The sequence below is a fragment of the Kocuria himachalensis genome, from assembly GCF_054784195.1.
On the sequence record NZ_BAAGPL010000019.1, the window covers coordinates 267,272 to 287,179 of the forward strand.

The window sequence follows — 19,908 nt, forward strand, 5'->3', positions numbered from 1 at the left end:
CGGGTCCGTCCTGCCTCACGGCGCTGCGTCACGCCACTGCGTCACGCCACTGCGTCACGCCACTACTTGACGTCGGAGGGGTGCTTGGCCAGCGGCACCACGGTGATGTCCATGTAGGGGAACAGCGGCAGGTTCTGCAGGATGTCGTGCAGCTCGTCGTGGGACTCGACGTCGAAGACCGAGTAGTTGGCGTACTCGCCCACCACGCGCCAGATCTCGGGCCACTTCCCGGAGCGCTGCAGCTCCTGGGAGTAGGCCTTCTCGGTGGCCTTGATCTCCGCGGCCTCCTCGGCGGGCATGTCGGTGGGGAGGTCGATGTCCATGTGGACCAGGTACTTCACGGTGTGTCCTTCCGTCGGGCTGGGTTCTCGGGCTGGGTTCTCGGGCTGGGTTCTCGGGCTGGGTTCTCGGGCCGGGTCCGGGATCCGGGTTCTCGGGCGGGCCGTGCGGCACGGAGCCGGGTCTACCGGTCGGTGCGGTAGTGGGCGAGCTTGTCCTCGTCCACGGCGGTGCCCACCCCGGGCACGTCCGGCACGCGGATCCGGCCGTCGGCGATGACCACGGGCTCGGCGAGCAGATCGTCGGCCATGTCCAGGAAGTTGGACAGCTCCCCGGCTCGCTTCGAGGTGTGGGCCAGGGCCGCGCCGAAGACCACGGAGGCCACGGTGCCGACCTGGGTGTCGATCTGGTTGCCCACGTAGACGTCCACGCCCATGCCCTCGGCCATGCCGACGATCTTCGCGGCCTCGGTGAACCCGGAGCGGGCGGTCTTCACGGCCAGCAGGTTCGCCCCGCCGGTGAGGATCTCCTTCGCGGCCTCCCCCAGGTTCGGGGCGGACTCGTCGGCGGCGATGGGGATCATGGACTGCTCCACCAGCCGGCGGCGGCCGAGCACCTCGCGGGCGTCGTCGGGCTCCTCGAGGAACTGCAGGCCCAGATCGGATGTGCGGCGCAGCACCTCCATGGCCTCGTTGGCGGACCAGCCGCGGTTGGCGTCCATGTAGAGCTCGGCGTCCTCGCCCAGGCCCGCCCGCAGCACGGCCGCGGCCTCGACGTCGAGGCCGACCGGGTGCCGGCCGGTCTTGAGCTTGAACGTGGTGATGCCGTAGGTCTCGCGGAACTCCAGGGCCAGGTCCAGCAGCTCCTGGGCGGGCTGGAAGCCGAGCATGTGCGAGACCCGCATCGAGTCGGTCCAGCCGCCGAGCAGCTTGGTCACCGGCCGGCCGAGGGCCTGGCCGATCACGTCCCACAGCGCGATGTCCACCGCGCCCTTGGCGGTCTGGTTGTGGATGGTGCGGGCCAGCACGGCCTGGACCTTCTCACGGTCGAAGACGTCCAGTCCCACCAGCTGCGGGGCGAAGAGGTCCTCGACGACGGCCACGATGGACTTCTGGGTCTCACCGTAGGTGTAGGGCCGCGGCGGGGTGTCGGCGGTGCCCATGATCCCGTCGTCGGTGGTGATCCGCACCAGCACGTGGTCCGCCTCGTGGACCGCGCCCGAGGCGAAGTGCAGCGGGTGGACGTAGGGGATCGAGTAGGGGATCGCCTCGACGGTCGCGATCTTCATGGGCGGACGGGCCTTTCCTGGGCGGACGGGACGGGCTCGCCGCCGGGGGATCCGGCGGCGGCCTGGGCGTCGACGACGACGTCGATGAAGTTGTGCAGCAGGGCGGAGCGGTCCTCGCGCCGCCACGCGACGGCGAGCTCGATCTGCGGCGAGTGCTCGATGTCGCGGTAGACGACGCCCTCCAGCTGGAAGGCGCGCACCCCGGCGGGCACCACGGCCACCCCGCCGCCTGCGGCCACGAAGGACAGCAGCGTGGACGTCTCCCCGGCCACCTGGGCGATCCGGGGCTGGAAGCCGGCCTGGCGGCAGAGGTCCGCCGCGGTGCGGTAGAGCACGGAGTCGGGCGGGTAGGTGATGAACTCCTGGTCCTGCAGCTCGTGCACGGCCACGGGCAGGTCCACGGCGAGGGCGCTGAAGGAGGGCAGCGCCACCACGAGCGGCTCCCGCGCGACGACCCGGTACTCGACGTCCGCGGAGGCCACGGGCGGGCGCAGCAGGGCGGCGTCGAGGGTGTGGTCCCGCAGTCCCGCCTCCATGGCGGGCGTCAGCATCTCGCCGTGCAGCGCCAGGGACAGCCCCGGCATCGCTTCCTTCGCCCGCCGCACCACCTGGGGCATCACCCCGTAGGTGGCCGAGCCGGAGAAGCCGACGCGCAGCACGCCCGTGGCGCCCTGGCCCACCTGGTAGACGTCGGCCTTGAGGGCCTCGATCTCGTTGATGATCCGCCGTCCCCGGTCCAGGAGCACCTGGCCGGCGGCGGTGAGATCCACCCGCCGGGTGGTCCGGTCCAGCAGGCGCACGCCGAGCTGCTCCTCGAGCTGGCGGATCTGCTGGGACAGCGGCGGCTGCGCCATGTGCAGGCGCTTGGCGGCGCGGCCGAAGTGGCGCTCCTCGGCCACGGCGATGAAGTAGTTGAGCTGCCGGATCTCCATCGTGGCCCTGGTCCTCCCGCTCGGTCGGAGGGGTCGTCGTCGACCACCTTCCCCTGTATTGATCCACAGAGTACACCGAAATCGCCTGATTAGGACATCTTAGTACTCCAATCGGAGGGGATGTCCCCGTACGCCCGGTGGCCGTGCGCCGTGACCGGACCCCGTGGAGGTGGTGCAATGGGCCCATGCGCACCGACATCACCGCCGACCGGCACGGCTCCTTCGCCCGGGCGGTCAAGTCCCTCGTGGTCCCCCGCCCCATCGCGTGGGTCAGCTCCCGCTCGGCCGCGGGGGTCGACAACCTGGCCCCGCACTCGTTCTTCACGGTGGCCTCGGAGCGGCCCACGATCGTCCAGTTCGTCTCCGTCGGGGAGAAGGACAGCCTCCGCAACATCCGGCAGAGCAGGGAGTTCGTGGTCAACTTCGCGCCCGCGGGGCTGTTCGAGCAGATCAACGCGACCGGCACCGACTACCCTCCCGAGCTCAGCGAGTTCGACGCCGTGGGACTGACCCGTGAGCCCTCGCTCACCGTGGCCGCCCCCCGCGTTGCCGAGTCCCCCGCCGCCATCGAGTGCCGGCTGCACGCGGACCCCATCCCGGTGGGCGACAGCTTCCTGGTCCTCGGCGCCGTCACCCACGTGGTGGTGGACGAGGGGGCCATGGACGAGCGGGGCCCCGTGGTGGGGGCGCTGCGGCCGATCGCGCGGCTCGGGCGCGACGAGTGGGGCGAGCTGGGGCGGATCCGGTCCGTCCGGCGGGTTCCCTACCGGGACGTCGCCCCGGAGGCGGACCTGCCCTGAGGCCCCGGGCTCAGGGCCGCACCCCCGTCCGCTGCAGCTGCTCGCGGACCTCCCGGCGCTGGATCTTGCCGAGCATCGTGCGCGGGAGCTCCTCGACGGCCACGATCCGCCGGGGGACCTTGTAGCGGGCGAGTCCCGCCCAGCAGTGCTCGCGCAGGGCCGCCTCGTCGAGCTCGGCGCCGGGCACGAGGGTCACGGCGGCGACGACCACCTCGCTGCCGCCGGGGTCGGCGAGCCCCACCACCGCTGCGTCCTCCACGGCGTCGTGCTGGCGCAGCACGTTCTCCACCTCGCTGGGGGCCACGTTGAACCCTCCGGTGATCACGACCTCCTTGAGCCGGTCGACCACCCGCAGGAACCCGGCGTCGTCGACCGTGACGATGTCGCCGGTGCGCAGCCACCCGTCCTCCGTCAGCGTCCGGGCGGTCTCGTCGGGGCGCTTCCAGTACCCCTGGAAGACCTGCGGGCCGCGCACCCACAGCTCCCCCGGACGGTCCCGGGGGACGTCCTCGAGGGTGTCCGGGTCGACGAGCCGGATCTCGGTGGACGGGAACGGGACCCCGATGGAGCCCGCCCGGCGGGAGTCGTTGAGCGGGTTGCAGGCCACCAGCGGGGAGCACTCGGTCATCCCGTAGCCCTCGATCAGGATCCCCCCGGTGGCCCGCTCCCACTGCTCCACGAGCGGGACCGGCAGGCTCATGGCCCCGGAGACGGCCACCGGGATGCCGCGCAGGTCGACGCCCTGCCCCGGCGCGGCGTCGAGGAGCTTCTGGTACACCGGCGGCACGGCGGGCAGCACCGTGGGCCGCGCACGCTTCATCGCCCCGAGGACGAGGTCCGCGCGCACGGTCGGGAAGAGCACGAGCCTCGCCCCGAGGGACATCGCGAACGTCACGCCGAGGGTCAGCCCGAAGGCGTGGAAGAGGGGGAGCACGCCGTGCACCACCTCGTGCTCGCCGGAGCCGAGCCAGTGCCGGCCCATGAGGGCGTTGGACTCGAGGTTGCGGTGCGTGAGCATCGCCCCCTTGGGCAGGCCGGTGGTGCCGGAGGTGTACTGCAGCAGCGCGAGGTCGTGGGCGGCGGGCCGCGGGTGGTCCACGGCGATCGGGTCGGCGGCCAGCACATCCCGCCAGGGGATCGTGCCCGGGGCGGGGCCGGTGAGCTGCGCGCGGGAGGCGCGCGCCCTCGGCAGCGGCAGACGCAGGGCCAGGCGCTTCGCGCGCGGCATCGCGGCGGTGATGTCCACGGACACGACCGCGTCGATCCGCAGGTCCGCGGGCAGCGAGCGCACCCGGTCGGCCGCCCTGTCCCAGACGATCGCCACGCGCGCCCCGTGGTCCTCGAACTGGTGACGCAGCTCCGGAGCCGTGTAGAGCGGATTGTGCTCGACGACGACGGCGCCCAGGCGCAGCACCGCGTAGAACGCCACGACGTGCTGCGGGCAGTTGGGCAGGACGATCGCGACCCGGTCGCCGCGGCGCACCCCCAGCCGGCGCAGGCCCTCGGCCGCGCGGTCGACCTGCCGGCCCAGGGCGGCGTAGGAGGTCGTGGCCCCGAAGAACTCGAGCGCGGTGCTCGCGCCGTGGCGGGCGACGGAGCGCTCGAGCATGTGCACCAGGGACGTCTCCGGCAGCTCCAGGTCCGCGGGGACGCCCGGGTCGTAGCTGGCGGTCCAGGGACGGGCGCGCAGGAACTCGCGCACGGTTTCGACAGGCATGACCCCGACCCTACTCGGCGGCGTCCTCCGGCCGCCCCGCCCGGCGACACCCCGTGCCGGCCGGGAGGGCCCACCAGGCCCGCCCCGGGGACCGGCCGTAGACTCCGGTGCCATGACGCCCTCCTCGACACCCGGCTCGCCCTCCCCCGACGACCCGATGCCCTGGTCGGACACCGGTCCGCACGACTCCTCGGACGCCACCCGGCCGCTGCCCCCGGTCAGCCGGTTCGCCGCCCCGGCCGGCGGCGGCTCGCCCCACGACGCCCCGGACGGGGGCACCGGGAGCGGCGGGACCGAGGACTGGACCTGGTACGACGACGAGGACGACCAGCACACCCGGCCGCTGCCTGCGGTGACCGCCCAGCGCCCGGTGCCGGAGGACCCGGGGCCGCACACGGACCCGACTCCCGCGGTCGGGGTGCCCGGCGCCGCGCCCGCGGCCGGGTACAGCACCGCCCCGTCCGCCGGCGGAGCCCACGATCCCGGGCCCGGTGCCCCGGCCGACGCCGCGAGCCGTCTCGCCCGGCAGCGGGAGGAGTTCGGGGGCCTCCAGCTGGTCCCCGGCTTCTTCGGCTGGCTCAGCGCCATGGCCCTGACCTGGCTGCTGCTCGCGCTGGCAGGTCTCACCGCGGCCGCACTGGGGCTGCGGCTCGTGGACGGGGTGGGCGGCGTGGTCGACGACCTCGCCGCCGGGTCCGCGACGGCCTGGACGGGCGCGGCGGCCCTGGGCCTGGCCGAGTTTCTCGCGTTCCTGGGCGGCGGATACGCCGCGGGCCGGATGGCGCGCTTCTCCGGGGCCCGGCAGGGCGTGTCCGTGTGGCTGTGGTCCCTGTTCGGCCGCTCCGTGGCCACCGTCGCGGGACTCGTGTGGGCCGACACCGTCGGCCTGGCGCCTGTGGGCGTCTCCGCCCAGGCGCTGATCGGCGACCTGCTGGTCCCGGGCCTGCTCGCGGTCCTGGCCGTGCTCGTCGTCGACCTGCTCGCGGCGGTGCTCGGCGGGCTGTGGGGCGTCCGCTACCACCGCAGGGTCGATCGTTGGGGGGACGGCTGGGGGGACCAGGCCCGGTAACTTTGCGTCCCGGCACCGTGTCGAGTTCGCATCCGACCACAAAAGGGGGGACAATCAGAGCACCTCGGTGAGATCCGTCACCCCCACGCAGAAATCTGCGGACCGGCCCACCGAGCAGCACCCGGAGGAAACACCCATGCCGTCCACCCTTGTCGCCGTCGTCGATGACCACGAGGTCGTCCGGGAGGGCGTCCGCCTCGTCTCCATGACCTCGCAGGCGGACGTGAAGCTCGTCGGATCGGCCTCCAGCGTCCCCGGCCTCCTCGACCAGCTGGGCCGGGACCCCGAGAACCCCGCCCTCACCGCCCAGGGCGCCAAGCGGATCGAGTGCGAGGTCGTGCTCCTGGACCTGTCCCTCGACGACATGTCCCGTCCCGCCACCAACGTGGAGCTGCTGCGCGCCGCCGGCATGAAGGTGCTCATCTTCAGCATCGGCGAGAACGCCGCGCTGATCCGCGAGGCGCTGCGGGCCGGCGCGCTGGGCCTGGTGCGCAAGTCGGACCCGCTCGAGCACGCGATCGAGGAGGCCCGCAACATCGCCGAGGGCAAGCCCGTGATCACGAAGGAACTCGCCGCCGCGATCGACGGGGACGTGGAGTTCTCCCGGGCCAGTCTCTCCCCGCGGGAGCAGGAGACCCTGCGGCTCTACGCCTCCGGCTTCGCCCAGGTCCAGGTGGCCCGCCGGATGGGGATCAAGCAGAGCGCGGTCAAGACCAACATCGACCGCATCCGCGAGAAGTACGCGCGCGTCGGGCGCCCGGCGCCCACCAAGATCGACCTGCGCATCCGGGCGATCGAGGACGGTCTCGTGGAGCCCACGGCGGACATCACCACGGCGGAGAAGCATCTGTGATCCGCCCCTCGCCGCGGTGAGGACCACCGCTCCGTGAGCCACGCCGCGCCCCGGCCCCCGCTCGCCTACCGGAAGGTCCCCGCCCGGAGGCGCCGCAGCAACCTCCTGGTGCCGACCTCGCCGCAGGAGCTGGGGATGAACTCCTACCGCATCCACCTGCTCGCGAACATCTGCCACGGGCTGGTCGTCGTCGCGCTGTCCCTGGAAGCCCTCACCATCGTCGGGGACCAGCTGCGCGCCTTCGACCGGTGGCACCTGGTGTTCCTGCTGACGCTCCTGGCCAACGGTGGCGCCATGCTCCTCCAGGGCGTCAGGCGGCAGGTGCGGATGTGGCCGGTGCTCGCGGCCCCGGTGCTCGTGGCGCTCGCCGTCCTCACCCTCCCGCTCGCCTGGACGGGCGCCCCTCCGCCGCAGGACCCGTGGGTGGAGCCGTTCATCCTGCTCGCGGCCGCCGCCACCGTGGTCGCGTGGAGCATCGAGCTGGCCGTGGCCTACCTGGCGTCCGTCACGGTCTTCTACGTCCTGGTCATGGTGCGCACCACGGAGTCGGCCGACGTGATGGGCGTGCTGTTCGACGCCACGAGCCGGATCGCCTTCGGCGTGGTCCTCGTGGTGCTGATCAGCCTGGTCTACAAGGGCGGGCAGAACGCCGACCAGGTCTACGCGGCCGCGATCGCGCAGGAGCTGCAACTGAACCGCTCCCGCTCCCAGGCCGAGGAGCAGGAGCGGCTGGACCGCCTGATCCACGACAACGTCATGGCCGCCCTGCTCGACGCCGGACGGGCCCCGGGGCCCGTCCAGCGGCGCACCCGGAAGCTGGCCCAGCGCGCCCTGGAGGTCCTCGCCTTCGAGGAGCGCCGCGCCGAGGGCAAGGGCACCACCATGGTGCACACCCTGCTGGACGACCTGCTCGAGTCCCTGTCCCCGTGGCGCAACCGCGTGCGCTTCAACAGCATCACCCCCTACATCAGGCCCCCCGGCCAGCCGCGGCCCCTCATCCCCGTGGAGACGGCGCAGGCGCTCGTGCAGGCGGTCACCGAGGCGGTCTCCAACAGCGCCCGCCACGCCGGCACGGAGGTCACCTTCGTGACCATGGACGGCGGCGTGTGCCCGCCCACCCCCCTCAACCCCGAGGGCTTCTTCCTGCGCTTCCAGGTGGTGGACCGCGGCCGCGGCTTCCAGGTCCGCAGCATCGACTCCCGGCGGCTCGGGGTGCGCGTGTCCATCCTGGGCAACGTGCGCCACGTGGGCGGCGCGGTGGACGTCGACAGCGCACCGGGCCGGGGCACCCGCGTCACGATCCTCTGGCCCCGGGACGCGCAACCGTGATCTCCCGCACGCTCTTCCATCCCCTGAGCCTAGTGGCCGCCGCGGTGTTCTTCCTGATCCCCGTGGTGCTCGGGATCCTGCAGACGAAGAGCATGGACAAGCCGGACCTCATGCAGGCCGCGCTCGTGACCTACGTGATCGCGGTGGCGCTGGTCGTGTACCCGTACGGGCAGCGCCGCCTGCCGGACCTGCCCGCGGTCCTGGGCGTGCTCCTCATGCTGGTGTCGATCCAGCGCTCCTACGACGCGCTGAACCCCCAGGCGGAGCTGTTCGGCGGCCAGTGGTTCACGCTGGGCTTCGACGGCTTCCTTGTGGTCCTCGGCATCCGGCGCCGCGCCGGGTGGGGCTGGGCCACGCTCGTCATCGCGGTCGCCGTGTCCATGACGTGGGGCGCCCGCTCCGCCCTGGGCCTGTGGGACGCGGCGCTGACGAACGCTGCGGCCGCGGCCCTGCTGCTCGCGAGCCAGCTCATCGCCCGGGAGTACGACCGCGCCTCCGCCGCGTTCGCCGAGGCCCGGGACATGGTGATCTCGGCGCGCTCCCACGACGAGGCCGAGCAGGACACGGTCAACGCCTCCGTGCAGCGCGTGCACGAGGTGCGCCGCCTCGCGGGCGGGCTGCTCGAGCGGATCGCGCACGACCCCTCCCCGGTCTCCGAGTACGAGATCGGGCAGTTCCGGCTGACCGAGGCGCAGCTGCGGGACTCGATCCGGGGCCGCTCGATCGCCACCCCCTACCTGCTCGAGGTCACACGGGCGGCGCGGGCCCGGGGCGTGCTGGTGGACATCCTGGACGAACGGGGCAAGCCCCTGCCCACGGCGGTGCTGCGCGCGGCCACCCGCCAGGCCATGGAGGTGCTCAACGCCGCGACCTCGGGGTCGGTCACGATCCGCGCCTTCCCGGAGGGAGAGCCCGCCGCGGTGTTCATCGTGCACGACGGCAACGCCGGGGACGAGGAGCCCGTGGCCATCGAGATCGCCGACACCACCGGCGAGGTCTCCCGGTTCTGACCGGCTCCACCGCGCACGGTGCGGGCGCCCGCACTGCACCCGCGAGCCGGCGCCCCGGGCGCGGACGGCACCGTCCACAGGCGGCCGCGCGCTCCCCGGACCGCCGTGCCGGCGTTCCTACCGTGGCCCCATGGACACCGCTTCCGCCGGGCACGACCCGCACCCTGCCGACGACCCCTGCTCCCCCGACAGCGGCCGCTCGCCCGTCGACCGCCGCTCCCCGGGCACCGGCGACCGCCCACCCGACACCGCCGTCCGGGGCGGCGCCCGGCACTCGACCGACGCCGACGACCGCCCGCCCGCCGGCGCGTGCTCACCCGCCGACCCCTGCTCACCCGCCGACGCCTTCCGTGCCGTGCTCTGCGGGGACGGCCTGCGCCGCTGCCCCTGGGCCCCCACGGGCCCGGCCGCCCTCGAGGAGCACGACCGGCGCTGGGGCGCACTGCCCGCCGACTCCGCCGACTGGTTCGAGGCCCTCAGTCTGGAGATCTTCCAGGCGGGCCTCGCCCGCTGGAGCATCGCCCAGCGCCGGGAGGGCCTGAGCCGGGCACTGCGGGGCTTCGTCCCCGAGGAGATCGCGCGGATGACGGAGGACGACGTCGACGAGCTGCTCCTGGATCCCGCGGTCATCCGGAACAGGGTCAAGATCGAGGCCGTGGTGCACAACGCCCGCGCCTGCCGCGGGCTCGGGTCCGAGGACTGGGCGGATCAGGTGGGGGACCTCCGGCCGGGCGTCGCCGAGCCGCCGCTGACCGTGCTGGAGGAGTCCCGCCGCTCCCCCGAGGGGGACCGTCTGGCCGCACGGCTCAAGGAGCAGGGACTCGTGTTCGTGGGACGCACCACAGCGCACCGGTTCCTGCTCCGCACCGGGGTGCTCCCGGGGCACCTGGCCGGGTGCTTCAGGGCCGCGACTGGAACCGGAGGATCCGGGTGAGGGCCTCCTCGACCCGGTCGGGCCCCGCGGCGAAGGAGAGCCGGACCGTGCGGTGGCCCCGCGCGGCGTCGAAGTCCAGGCCCGGCACCACGGCGACGGCCTCCGCCTCCAGCAGCCGCCGGCACCACTCCAGGGAGCTGCCGTGCCGCTCGAGCTGCTCCCCGAGGTCGGCGTAGAGGTAGAACGCCCCGTCCGCCGGCGCGACCTCCCCCCATCGGAGCGCGGGGAGCGCGTCCAGGAGCAGGCTCCGGGACCGGGCGAACTGCTCCACCGCCCGGTCCGCCTCGGCGTAGGCGTCCGGGGTGAAGGCCTCTACGGCGGCGAGCTGCGCGGCGGCGGGCGGGCAGAGGCTGAGGTTGCCCGCCAGCGCGTCGACCGCGGCCGCGAGGTCCCGGGGCAGCAGGGCCCAGCCCAGCCGCCACCCCGTCATGCCCCAGTACTTGGAGAAGGAGGAGATCACCACGGCGTCGCGGTCGTGCTCCCACGCGCTGGTGCCCCGGTACGGCCCCCCGTCGCGGGGAGCACCGTCCTCCGGGGCGGTGTGCACGATCCCGTGGTAGATCTCGTCGCTGATCAGGCGGGTCCCGTGCTCGGCGCACCACCGGGCCAGCGCCGCGAGCTCCGCGGGCTCCAGCACGGTGCCGGTCGGGTTCGCCGGGCCCGCCACCACCAGGCCCTGCAGCGGCCCGTGCGCGGCGACCGCGGCGTCGAGCATCCCGGGCGTGGGCTGGAAGCGGGTCGCCGCCCCGCAGTCGAGCTCCACCACGTCGGCGCCCAGGGCGGCCAGGGTGTTGCGGTAGGCCGGGTAGCCCGGGCGGCACACCGCCACCCGGTCCCCCGCGTCGAACGCCGCCAGGAAGGAGAGCACGAGCGCCCCCGAGGCACCCGTGGTGATCGCGACGTCCTCGGGACGGATGTCGAGTCCGTACCACCGGGCGTAGTGGCCGGCCACCGCCCGGCGCAGCGGCTCGATCCCGAGGGCGGGGGTGTAGCCCAGCCCCTCGTTGCGGGCGTGCACCCGGGCGGCCGCCCGCGCCACGGGGCCCGGGGCGCCGCCGGAGGGCTCTCCCGCGCAGAGCGAGACGACGTCCCGGTCGGCGGCCCGCAGGCGCTCGACGTCGGCGAGGATCTCCATCACCCGGAACGGCGGCACCGCGGAGCGTGCCGAGGGACGGGGCGGCAGGTGCGCAGGCATGCGCCCAGCCTACGGGCGGCGTGGCCCGCCGGACCGCGGTCATGCCCCGTCATGCGCACTTCGGGGGACAGACTTTTGTCCAGACCTCCGTAATACTGGTCCCAGTCCTGGACGTCAGGAGGTCGCGCTGAGGCGGCGCTCCGGGCGTGGGGGACAGGTCTCCGGCAGCAGTGCCGGGGGCCGACGGGCAGGTTGCCACCGCGGCCGGCGTCGCACGAGTGATCCATCGTGAATGAGATGTGTGATTGTGTCTGGGGGGATTTCAATCACGGGTCCGCAGCAGATGGGACGCCGGGCACGGGAAGCAACCGCCCTGTTCCACGTCGGTGCGGCGTCGGGCCACGGCCCGGCGGGGAGAGCCACAGGACGTGGCGGCACGCGCGTCGACGACGCAGCACACGGCCCCGCACCGATCGGTGCGGGGCCGTTGCCGTGCCGCCCGTGCCGCGGACCGCACGGTTGGGGGCTCACTCCAGCAGCAGCGCCGGCTCCTCGAGGATCCGGGCGACGTCCGCGGTGAAGCGGGCCGCGAGGTCCCCGTCGACCACGCGGTGGTCGAAGGAGCCGCCCAGCGTGGTCACCCAGCGGGGCACCACGGCTCCGTCCACGACCCACGGCTTCTGCTTGATGCTCCCGAACGCGATGATCGCCACCTCGCCGGGGTTGATGATCGGCGTGCCGGTGTCGAGGCCGAGAGCCCCGATGTTGGTCACGGTCAGGGTGCCGCCCTGCATGTCCGCCGGCTGGGTCCGTCCCGCCCGGGCGGTCCGCGAGAGCTCGTCGAGGGCCACGGCCAGCTCGCGCAGCGAGAGGTCCTGGGCGTCCTTGACGTTCGGGACCATGAGCCCGCGCGGCGTGGCCGCCGCGATGCCCAGGTTGACGAAGTGCTTGACGAGGATCTCCTCGTCCGTCCACGTCGCGTTGACCATCGGGTTGCGGGCCGCGGCCCACAGGACGGCCTTCGCGAGCACCAGCAGGGGCGTGACCTTGACGCCCTCGTAGTCCGGGGCGGACTTGAGCCGCTGGACGAACTCCATGGTGCGCGTGGCGTCGACGTCCACGAAGACCGAGGCGTGCGGGGCGCTGAACGCGCTGCGCACCATGTTCTGCGCCGTGGCCTTCCGCACGCCCTTGACGGGGATCCGCTCGATCCGCTCCTCCGGGGCCGCGGGGCGGCGCCGCTCCCCGGCCTCGCCGAGCCGCGCCACGTGGGCCAGCAGGTCCTGCTTGGTGATCTGCCCGACGGCGCCGGTGGCGGGAACGTCGGCGAGGTCGACGCCCAGGTCCCGTGCGGCCTTCCGCACGGGAGGCTTCGCCAGCGCGGGGCGGCGCGGGACGCCCGCGACCGCCGCGGGCACCGGTCCCTCGCCCCGACCGGGCCGGCGCCAGACGCCGCTGTCCTCGGCCAGCCGGGCGGCGCGCCCGGCGATGCCCTGGGCCGCCGTGCCGATCCCGCCCCCCAGTGGGCCTCGGGACAGCTTCTCCGTCCAGCCCGCCGGACGCGCGGACTCCGGCTCGGCCTCGGGCGCCGGGGGCTGGGCCGCCCGGCGGCGCCGGCGCACCGGGTCGGCCTTGGGCCCGGAGCCGACGAGCGGTCGGTCCGCACCGGCGCCCGGCGCCCCGCCCTCCCCCAGCACCCCGGGGACACCGGAGGCCGGCGCGGGGTCCGGCGACTCGCCCGGGGAGCCCACGGCGATGATGGGGGTGCCGACCTCGACGGTGCTGCCCTCGGCGGCCAGCAGGTCCAGGACGGTGCCGGCGTACGGGGACGGCAGCTCGACCACGGACTTCGCCGTCTCGATCTCGACGAGCACCTGGTTGACCGTGACGGTCTCCCCCGGTGCGACCTTCCACGCGAGGATCTCCGCCTCGGTCAGGCCCTCGCCGACGTCGGGCAGGTTGAAGATCTGGGGCATGTCAGTACTTCCTCTCTCGCGCGGCACCCGGGCCGGCGGCGGTGCCGCCGACCCGAGGGGGTCCGGCGACCGGGTCGGCGGAATCAGTAGGCGAAGGACCGGTCCAGGGCCTCGAGGATCCGGTCGAGGTCCGGCACGTACCGGTCCTCGACGGCGGCCACCGGGTACGGCAGGTGGAAGGCGCCCACCCGCAGCACCGGTGCCTCGAGGGAGTAGAACGCCCGCTCGGTGAGGCGGGCGGCGATCTCCCCGCCGAGACCGCCGAAGGTCGGGGCCTCGTGGGCGACCACGAGGCGGCCGGTCCGTCGCACGGAGTCCTCGAGGGTGTCGAAGTCGATGGGCGACAGCGAGCGCAGGTCGATCACCTCGACGCTGTGCCCGTCCTCCTCGGCGGCCTCCGCCGCCGCGAGCGCGACGGGCACGAGGGGACCCCAGGCCACCACGGTGGCGTCCTCGCCCGGGCGGACGACCTGCGCGGAGAACGGGTCGGCGGTCGGGCGCTCGACGTCCACCGCGCCCTTGAGCCAGTACCGCCGCTTGGGCTCGAAGACGATGACGGGGTCCTCGCACGCGATGGCCTGCTGGGTCATCCAGTAGGCGTCCTGGGCGTTGGACGGCGTGACGATGCGCAGACCCGCCGTGTGCGCGAACAGGGCCTCGGGGGACTCCGAGTGGTGCTCCACCGAGCCGATGACCCCGCCGTACGGGATGCGGATCGTCACCGGGACGGTGACGTCCCCGTTGGTGCGGTTGCGCATCTTCGCCAGCTGCGTGGTGATCTGGTTGAACGCCGGGAAGGAGAAGCCGTCGAACTGGATCTCGCACACGGGCCGGTAGCCGCGCAGGGCGAGCCCGATGGCGGTGCCCACGATCCCGGCCTCCCCCAGCGGGGTGTCCATCACCCGGTGGGCGCCGAAGTCCGCCTTGAGCCCCTCGGTGACGCGGTAGACACCGCCCAGGGAGCCGATGTCCTCGCCCATGAGCAGCACCCGGGGGTTCTCCTCCATGGCCCGGCGCAGGCCCGCGTTGACCGCCTTCGCGATCGTCAGGTCGGGGGCGGTGCTCATGCGAGGTCCTCCTGGGTGCCGGCGGTCCGCGGGTCGGGGACCCCGGCCACGGGGTCGGCGGCCACGGTCAGACCCGCGGCCTGCGTGCCCCGGTCCGGTCCCGCGGTGCCCGGCCCCGCGTCGTCGTCGGCGTGGGTGTCGGTGTCGGTGTCGTCGAAGCCGGCCTGGTAGGCCGCGTACCAGGCGCGCTCCTCCTCCACGAGGGAGTGGGGCTCGGCGTAGGGCCGGTCGAAGAAGTCCTCGAACGCCGGCGGGTCCATGGCCAGCACGAGGGTGCGGGCCTGGTCGGCGAACGCCTGGGCGTCGGCCGCGACGTCGGCGAAGAAGTCGTCGCCGGTGCCGTGGGTCTCGCGCAGGTGCGCCTCGAGACGGAGCAGCGGGTCGAGCTCGCTCCAGTGGTGCTCGTCCTCCCGCCGGCGGTACTTCGTGGGGTCGTCCGCGGTGGTGTGGGCGCCGAGCCGGTAGGTCTCGGCCTCCACGAGCACGGGACCCTGGCCGGCGCGGGCCTTCTCGAGCGCGTACCGTGAGGCCGCCAGGACCGCGAGGACGTCGTTGCCGTCCACGCGGATCCCTTCGAAGCCGTACCCCGCGGCGCGCTCGGCGAGGGGCACGCGGGACTGGGTGCTGAAGGGCACCGAGATGGCCCACTGGTTGTTCTGCACGAAGAAGACCACCGGGGCGTCGTAGGACGCGGCGAAGACCATGCCCTCGTGGACCTCGCCCTGGGTGGAGGTGCCGTCCCCGAAGTAGACGACCGCGGCCGCCGGCTCGGCCTCCCGGCCCTCCGCCTCGGCCGCTCGCCGGTCCAGGTCGATGCCCATGGCGTAGCCCACGGCGTGCGGGACCTGGCAGCCGAGCACGATCGAGTAGACGTTCATGTGGTGCTGGCTCGGCCGCCAGCCACCGGCGCTGTGCCCGCGGAACACGGTGAGCAGCTCCGCGGGCTCGACGCCCCGCTCGATGGCCACGGCGTGCTCGCGGTACGTCGGGAACACGTGGTCGGCCGGGCGCAGCGCGCGGGCGGAGCCCACCTGGGCGGCCTCCTGCCCGCGCATCGGCGCCCACAGCACCAGCTGCCCCTGCCGCTGGAGATTGGTCGCCTCCTCGTCGAAGCGCCGGGCCAGCGCCATCGAGCGGTACAGCTCGCGCAGCTCCCCGGCGCCGACGTCGCGCACGTACGGGGACAGGACCGGGTCCTCGCTCAGGCGGCCGTCCCGGTCGAGGAGCCGCACCAGGCGCGTGCGCACCTCCGGCGTCGGCACGGTGCGGGCCGGCACGGGGGCGGCCGGGGACGATGGAGCGGCATCCATGGGCAGGACGTCCTTTCGGGTTGCTCGGGAGGGAGCCGGGCCGGCGCGGCCGCGGATCAGAGCACGGGCGGGTGGGGGAACTGCGCGCACAGCTCCAGGAACCGGGTGTTGGCCTCCGGCTCCCCGATGGTCACGCGCACGCCCTCGGCGCCGAAACGGCGCACGGACAGGGCGTGGGCGTCGCACAGCTCGGCGAAGCCGCCGCTGTGCTCCCCGAGGTTCAGCCAGACGAAGTTGGCCTGCGTCTGCGGGTACGGCCAGCCGAGCTCGTCGAGCCCGGCGAGGACCCGCTCCCGCTCGTCGACGACCCGCTGGACGCGCTCGGCCACCTGGTCGTAGTGGCGCACCGACGCGATCGCCGCCCGCTGGGCGAGGTCGGTCACGGAGAACGCGGGGGACGCCTGGCGCAGGTACTGGGTGATCTCCTGGCCGGCCACGGAGTAGCCGATCCGCAGGCCGGCCAGCCCGTGCGCCTTGGAGAACGTCCGCAGCACGACGACGTTGGGGTGCCGGCGGTACAGGTCGATGCCGTTGACGAGGTCGTCGCGGCGCTGGAACTCCTGGTAGGCCTCGTCGATCACCACGACGACGTCGCGCGGCACGGCGGCGAGGAACTGCTCGACCTGCGCGGTGGTGAGGCTGGGGCCCGTCGGGTTGTTCGGCGTGCACAGCAGCACGACCTTCGTCCGCCCGGTGACCGCGGCGGCCATGGCCTCGAGGTCGTGGGAGCCGTCCCGGCGGTTCGGGACCGGGACGCCCAGCCCGCCGGAGAGCCCGATGCTGATCGGGTAGGCCTCGAAGGAGCGCCAGGCGTGCACCACCTCGTCCGGGGTGCCGTCCTCGGCGGCGCCCACGAAGGCGCCGAGCAGCTGGTTGAGCGCGCCGAGGCTGCCGGCGCCGGTGACGATGTCCTCGGCGGGAACGCCGAGGAACTCGCCGAGGACCTCCCGCAGCTCTGCGGAGGTCGTCTCGGGATAGCGGTGCACCGCGTCCCAGTCGGCCAGGACGTCCTTGACGGCGGGCACGGGCCCGAACGGGTTCTCGTTGGAGGACAGCTTGTAGGAGACGAGCCCGTCCACCACGACCGGAGGCTTGCCGGCCGCGTAGCGGGGAAGTCGGGACAGAGCCGGGCGCGGTCGGACCGCCGGGGTGGTGGCGGTGGCCGGGCCCGAAGCCGGGTCGGTGCCGGCCAGGGTGCGGGTAGCGTCGCTGGTACTCATGGAGGTCATGCTATCCCCGCACCCCCGGGGTTCCCCCGGTGGATGACGCCCCTCCGGACGACCCGTTGCTTTTCGGGGCGAAAGCTACAACCGGGTTCCGCGAAAGTTGGCGGCGGACGACAATTCGTCCGCCCGGGGGCGCGCGGGCGCCGTGGAAGAATGTGCCCATGCCCAACACCGATCGCATCCTGTCCTCAGGGCGCGCGGCGCTCGCCGCCGCCGTCCCGCCCGTCGCGCTGGGGCCCCTCGACGGCCGCTACCAGCCCGTGGTCGCGCCGCTGGTCGACCACCTCTCCGAGGCCGCCCTCAACCGCAACCGCGTGCACGTGGAGGTCGAGTGGTTCGTGCACCTCGCCGAGCGGTCGGTGCTGCCGGGCCTCGCGCCCCTGACCGAGGAGCAGACCGCCGGGCTGCGCCGGATCGTCACGGACTTCGACACGGACTCGGTCGCGGAGCTCGCGGAGATCGAGGCCGTGACGGTCCACGACGTCAAGGCCGTGGAGTACTACATCGGCCGCCGGCTGCCCGCCCTGGGGCTGGAGCACCTCGTCCCCCTCGTGCACTTCGGCTGCACCTCCGAGGACATCAACAACCTGGCCTGGGCCCTGGGCGTCAAGGATGCCACGACCGACGTGTGGCTGCCCGCGGCCCGGGCACTCGTGGCCGACGTCGCAGCGCTGGCCGGGTCCGCGGCCGAGACCCCCATGCTCTCCCGCACCCACGGCCAGCCCGCCACGCCCACCACCCTGGGCAAGGAGATGGCGGTGGTCGCCCACCGCCTGGGCCGCCAGCTGTCCCGGATCGAGCGCACCGAGTACCTGGGGAAGATCAACGGCGCCACGGGCACCTACGCCGCCCACTACGCCTCCGTCCCGGACGCGGACTGGACGGTGGTCTCGCGCGAGTTCGTGGAGGGCCTGGGCCTGACCTGGAACCCGCTGACCACCCAGATCGAGTCCCACGACTGGCAGGCCGAGCTCTACGCCGACCTCGCCCGGTTCAACCGGATCCTGCACAACTTCTGCACCGACGTGTGGTCCTACATCTCGATCGGCTACTTCCAGCAGATCCCGGTGGAGGGCGCCACGGGCTCCTCCACCATGCCTCACAAGGTCAACCCCATCCGCTTCGAGAACGCCGAGGCGAACCTCGAGCTCTCCAACGCCCTGCTGGACGCCCTCGGCGCCACCCTCGTGACGTCGCGGTGGCAGCGCGACCTCACGGACTCCTCGTCGCAGCGCAACATCGGCGTGGCCTTCGGGCACTCCCTGCTCGCCGTCTCCAACGTGAGCAAGGGGCTGGCCCGCCTGGACGTGGCGGAGGCGGTCCTGGCCGCCGATCTCGACGCGAACTGGGAGGTCCTCGCGGAGGCGGTCCAGATGGTCATGCGCGCCGAGGCGATCGCCGGTGTCGAGGGCATGGACAACCCCTACGAGCGCCTCAAGGACCTGACCCGGGGCCGCCGGGTGGACGCGGCGCGGCTCCAGGAGTTCGTGGCGGGCCTGGGCCTGTCCCCGGCCGCGGAGCGGCGCCTGTCCGGGCTGACCCCGGCCACCTACACGGGCATCGCGGCGGAGCTCGTGCGCTTCCTCTGAGCCCGCGGACCGGACCGCGCGGGTCAGACGGACGGGAGGTCGTGCAGGTTGTTGCAGACGGTGTCCTCCGGGGCGGCCCACAGCCGCTTCTCGCACCCGGCGGACACCACGCGGACGCGCAGCTGCCCCGAGGATCCCGGGACGTAGTAGAGGTGGACCCCGCTCTCGATGTCCCGGATGATCCGGGTGGTCGACCGCGGGGACCACACCTCGGCGGGATTGCACAGCGCGACGATGTTCCCGAGGGGGTCCGTGCGGACGCCCGTGACGGGTCGCTGGTCGGTCATCGGCAAAACTCCTGAACTCGTGCCCCGGCCGGTGCCACCGGCCCGGGGATCAGTCGTATACCACGGTGCGGGCCTGCGCGCCACCCTGCACCAGGGTCGCGTGCCGGCCGCTGCGTTCTTTGTTTGCTTTTGACACCCTCCGGGCGTTCGCTTTTGACTCACGGGCCGTCGCCCGGGATCATCGGTGCCTGAACCCTCTCTCGCGGCGGACCTGGATCCTGGTCCGCGGGACCGGAGAGGACGGTGCTCGGACCACGGCCTTCGGGGGAAGGCAGGCTCCGGGCGCACCGGGGAAAATGATCATGACAGTGGGGGATCATGACAATGGATGGGGAACACTCGATCAGGCTGCGGCTTCTCGGCAACGTGGAGGTCGAGCTCGACGGCACCGTACTGGCCCTGGGCCACCGGCAGCAGCGCCTGCTGGCCGCCCTCGCCGTCCTCGGTCCCAAGCCTCGCCGCTTCCTCGGCGAGCTGCTGTGGCCCGACCGGACCGCGGAGCGCGCGATGGGCAGCCTCCGCACCACCGTCTTCAACATCTCCCGCCAGGTGCCCGGGGCCGTCGGGGCCCGCGGCAACAACATCGCGCTGGCGGAGTGGGTCACCGTGGACCTGCACGAGCTGCGCGAGTCCCTGCACCGGGCGGCGAGCGCCACGGAACCCGTGAGGGAGGACCCCTGGTTCCTGTCCCCCGACGGCGCGCAGCTGCTGCCCGGCTGGTACGACGGCTGGGTCATGGCCGAGCAGGACCGGCTCCGGACCCTGTACGTCAACGCCGTGGAGCACCTCGCCCGGCTCTCCCTGGAGCACGGGCACTTCTACCGGGCCCACGTGCTCGCCGACAACGTCCGGGCCCTCGACCCCCTGCGCGAGAGCGCGGTGCGCGTCTCGATCGAGGCGGACCTGGGCCTGGGCAACAACGCGCCGGCCCTGCAGACCTTCCGCAGCTTCTGCAGCACGATGGCCGACGAGCTCGGAGCGCCGCCCTCCCCCCAGATCACCCAGCTGATGGGCCACATGCGCAGCGCCTGAGGCGCGCCCGCCCGGAGCGTTCTCGCCGTAGGAGGGACGGTGTCCCCGTGACCCGGGAACGGGTCGCGGGGACAC

18 protein-coding genes are annotated in these 19,908 nt (G+C 73.6%); 8 read left to right on the forward strand and 10 right to left on the reverse strand.

Going from position 1 to position 19,908, the window contains the following annotated elements:
* Window positions 1-62: 62 nt before the first annotated feature.
* The 3 genes from catC to ACYVM4_RS13620 all read right to left on the reverse strand — a co-directional run bounded on the left by catC (window position 63) and on the right by ACYVM4_RS13620 (window position 2,499).
* Window positions 63-341: a muconolactone Delta-isomerase gene (gene catC, locus ACYVM4_RS13610; protein ID WP_368821274.1), complete on the reverse strand. Its 279-nt coding sequence runs from the start codon at window positions 339-341 to the stop codon at window positions 63-65.
* A gap of 122 nt (window positions 342-463) precedes the next feature.
* Window positions 464-1,567 (reverse strand): mandelate racemase/muconate lactonizing enzyme family protein, encoded by a 1,104-nt coding sequence (locus ACYVM4_RS13615; protein WP_460668882.1) that lies wholly within the window; start codon window positions 1,565-1,567, stop codon window positions 464-466.
* Window positions 1,564-2,499, reverse strand: coding sequence for a LysR substrate-binding domain-containing protein (locus tag ACYVM4_RS13620; RefSeq protein WP_460668883.1), 936 nt, complete (start codon window positions 2,497-2,499; stop codon window positions 1,564-1,566). Before ACYVM4_RS13620 ends, ACYVM4_RS13615 begins: the two co-directional genes overlap by 4 nt.
* A gap of 185 nt (window positions 2,500-2,684) precedes the next feature.
* Between ACYVM4_RS13620 and ACYVM4_RS13625 the strand changes: the two genes are divergently transcribed.
* Window positions 2,685-3,299: a flavin reductase family protein gene (locus ACYVM4_RS13625; RefSeq protein WP_460668884.1), complete on the forward strand. Its 615-nt coding sequence runs from the start codon at window positions 2,685-2,687 to the stop codon at window positions 3,297-3,299.
* Between the two features lie 10 nt (window positions 3,300-3,309).
* Here ACYVM4_RS13625 and ACYVM4_RS13630 read toward each other — a convergent pair whose 3' ends face one another.
* Window positions 3,310-5,016: a long-chain-fatty-acid--CoA ligase gene (locus ACYVM4_RS13630; RefSeq protein ID WP_460668885.1), complete on the reverse strand. Its 1,707-nt coding sequence runs from the start codon at window positions 5,014-5,016 to the stop codon at window positions 3,310-3,312.
* A gap of 112 nt (window positions 5,017-5,128) precedes the next feature.
* On the opposite strand from ACYVM4_RS13630, the gene ACYVM4_RS13635 reads away from it, so the two are divergent.
* The 5 genes from ACYVM4_RS13635 to ACYVM4_RS13655 all read left to right on the forward strand — a co-directional run bounded on the left by ACYVM4_RS13635 (window position 5,129) and on the right by ACYVM4_RS13655 (window position 10,211).
* Window positions 5,129-6,085: a hypothetical protein gene (locus tag ACYVM4_RS13635; RefSeq protein ID WP_368821123.1), complete on the forward strand. Its 957-nt coding sequence runs from the start codon at window positions 5,129-5,131 to the stop codon at window positions 6,083-6,085.
* Between the two features lie 136 nt (window positions 6,086-6,221).
* Window positions 6,222-6,938, forward strand: coding sequence for a LuxR C-terminal-related transcriptional regulator (locus tag ACYVM4_RS13640; protein ID WP_017832665.1), 717 nt, complete (start codon window positions 6,222-6,224; stop codon window positions 6,936-6,938).
* A 33-nt stretch (window positions 6,939-6,971) separates the two neighbouring features.
* Window positions 6,972-8,267 (forward strand): sensor histidine kinase, encoded by a 1,296-nt coding sequence (locus ACYVM4_RS13645; protein WP_460668886.1) that lies wholly within the window; start codon window positions 6,972-6,974, stop codon window positions 8,265-8,267.
* Window positions 8,264-9,277, forward strand: a complete 1,014-nt coding sequence (locus tag ACYVM4_RS13650) for a hypothetical protein (protein ID WP_368821121.1) — start codon at window positions 8,264-8,266, stop codon at window positions 9,275-9,277. Before ACYVM4_RS13645 ends, ACYVM4_RS13650 begins: the two co-directional genes overlap by 4 nt.
* A gap of 130 nt (window positions 9,278-9,407) precedes the next feature.
* Window positions 9,408-10,211, forward strand: a complete 804-nt coding sequence (locus ACYVM4_RS13655) for a DNA-3-methyladenine glycosylase I (RefSeq protein WP_460668887.1) — start codon at window positions 9,408-9,410, stop codon at window positions 10,209-10,211.
* On the opposite strand, the gene ACYVM4_RS13660 is transcribed toward ACYVM4_RS13655, so the two are convergent.
* The 5 genes from ACYVM4_RS13660 to ACYVM4_RS13680 form a co-directional block, all read right to left on the reverse strand.
* Window positions 10,177-11,406, reverse strand: coding sequence for an aminotransferase class I/II-fold pyridoxal phosphate-dependent enzyme (locus ACYVM4_RS13660; RefSeq protein WP_460668888.1), 1,230 nt, complete (start codon window positions 11,404-11,406; stop codon window positions 10,177-10,179). The genes ACYVM4_RS13655 and ACYVM4_RS13660 overlap by 35 nt on opposite strands.
* A gap of 467 nt (window positions 11,407-11,873) precedes the next feature.
* Window positions 11,874-13,322 (reverse strand): dihydrolipoamide acetyltransferase family protein, encoded by a 1,449-nt coding sequence (locus ACYVM4_RS13665; protein WP_460668889.1) that lies wholly within the window; start codon window positions 13,320-13,322, stop codon window positions 11,874-11,876.
* An 83-nt stretch (window positions 13,323-13,405) separates the two neighbouring features.
* A complete protein-coding gene (locus ACYVM4_RS13670) occupies window positions 13,406-14,389 on the reverse strand; it encodes an alpha-ketoacid dehydrogenase subunit beta (protein ID WP_368821117.1) in 984 nt (327 codons plus the stop codon).
* The gene (locus tag ACYVM4_RS13675) at window positions 14,386-15,699 is read right to left on the reverse strand and encodes a thiamine pyrophosphate-dependent enzyme (RefSeq protein ID WP_460668890.1); all 1,314 of its coding nucleotides are present in this window, start codon (window positions 15,697-15,699) and stop codon (window positions 14,386-14,388) included. Before ACYVM4_RS13675 ends, ACYVM4_RS13670 begins: the two co-directional genes overlap by 4 nt.
* A gap of 56 nt (window positions 15,700-15,755) precedes the next feature.
* The gene (locus ACYVM4_RS13680) at window positions 15,756-16,919 is read right to left on the reverse strand and encodes a histidinol-phosphate transaminase (RefSeq protein WP_460668891.1); all 1,164 of its coding nucleotides are present in this window, start codon (window positions 16,917-16,919) and stop codon (window positions 15,756-15,758) included.
* A gap of 167 nt (window positions 16,920-17,086) precedes the next feature.
* On the opposite strand from ACYVM4_RS13680, the gene purB reads away from it, so the two are divergent.
* The gene (gene purB, locus ACYVM4_RS13685) at window positions 17,087-18,514 is read left to right on the forward strand and encodes an adenylosuccinate lyase (protein ID WP_368821114.1); all 1,428 of its coding nucleotides are present in this window, start codon (window positions 17,087-17,089) and stop codon (window positions 18,512-18,514) included.
* Between the two features lie 23 nt (window positions 18,515-18,537).
* On the opposite strand, the gene ACYVM4_RS13690 is transcribed toward purB, so the two are convergent.
* Window positions 18,538-18,801, reverse strand: coding sequence for a hypothetical protein (locus ACYVM4_RS13690; RefSeq protein WP_058873962.1), 264 nt, complete (start codon window positions 18,799-18,801; stop codon window positions 18,538-18,540).
* A 324-nt stretch (window positions 18,802-19,125) separates the two neighbouring features.
* On the opposite strand from ACYVM4_RS13690, the gene ACYVM4_RS13695 reads away from it, so the two are divergent.
* A complete protein-coding gene (locus ACYVM4_RS13695) occupies window positions 19,126-19,833 on the forward strand; it encodes an AfsR/SARP family transcriptional regulator (protein ID WP_368821113.1) in 708 nt (235 codons plus the stop codon).
* Window positions 19,834-19,908 lie beyond the last annotated feature (75 nt).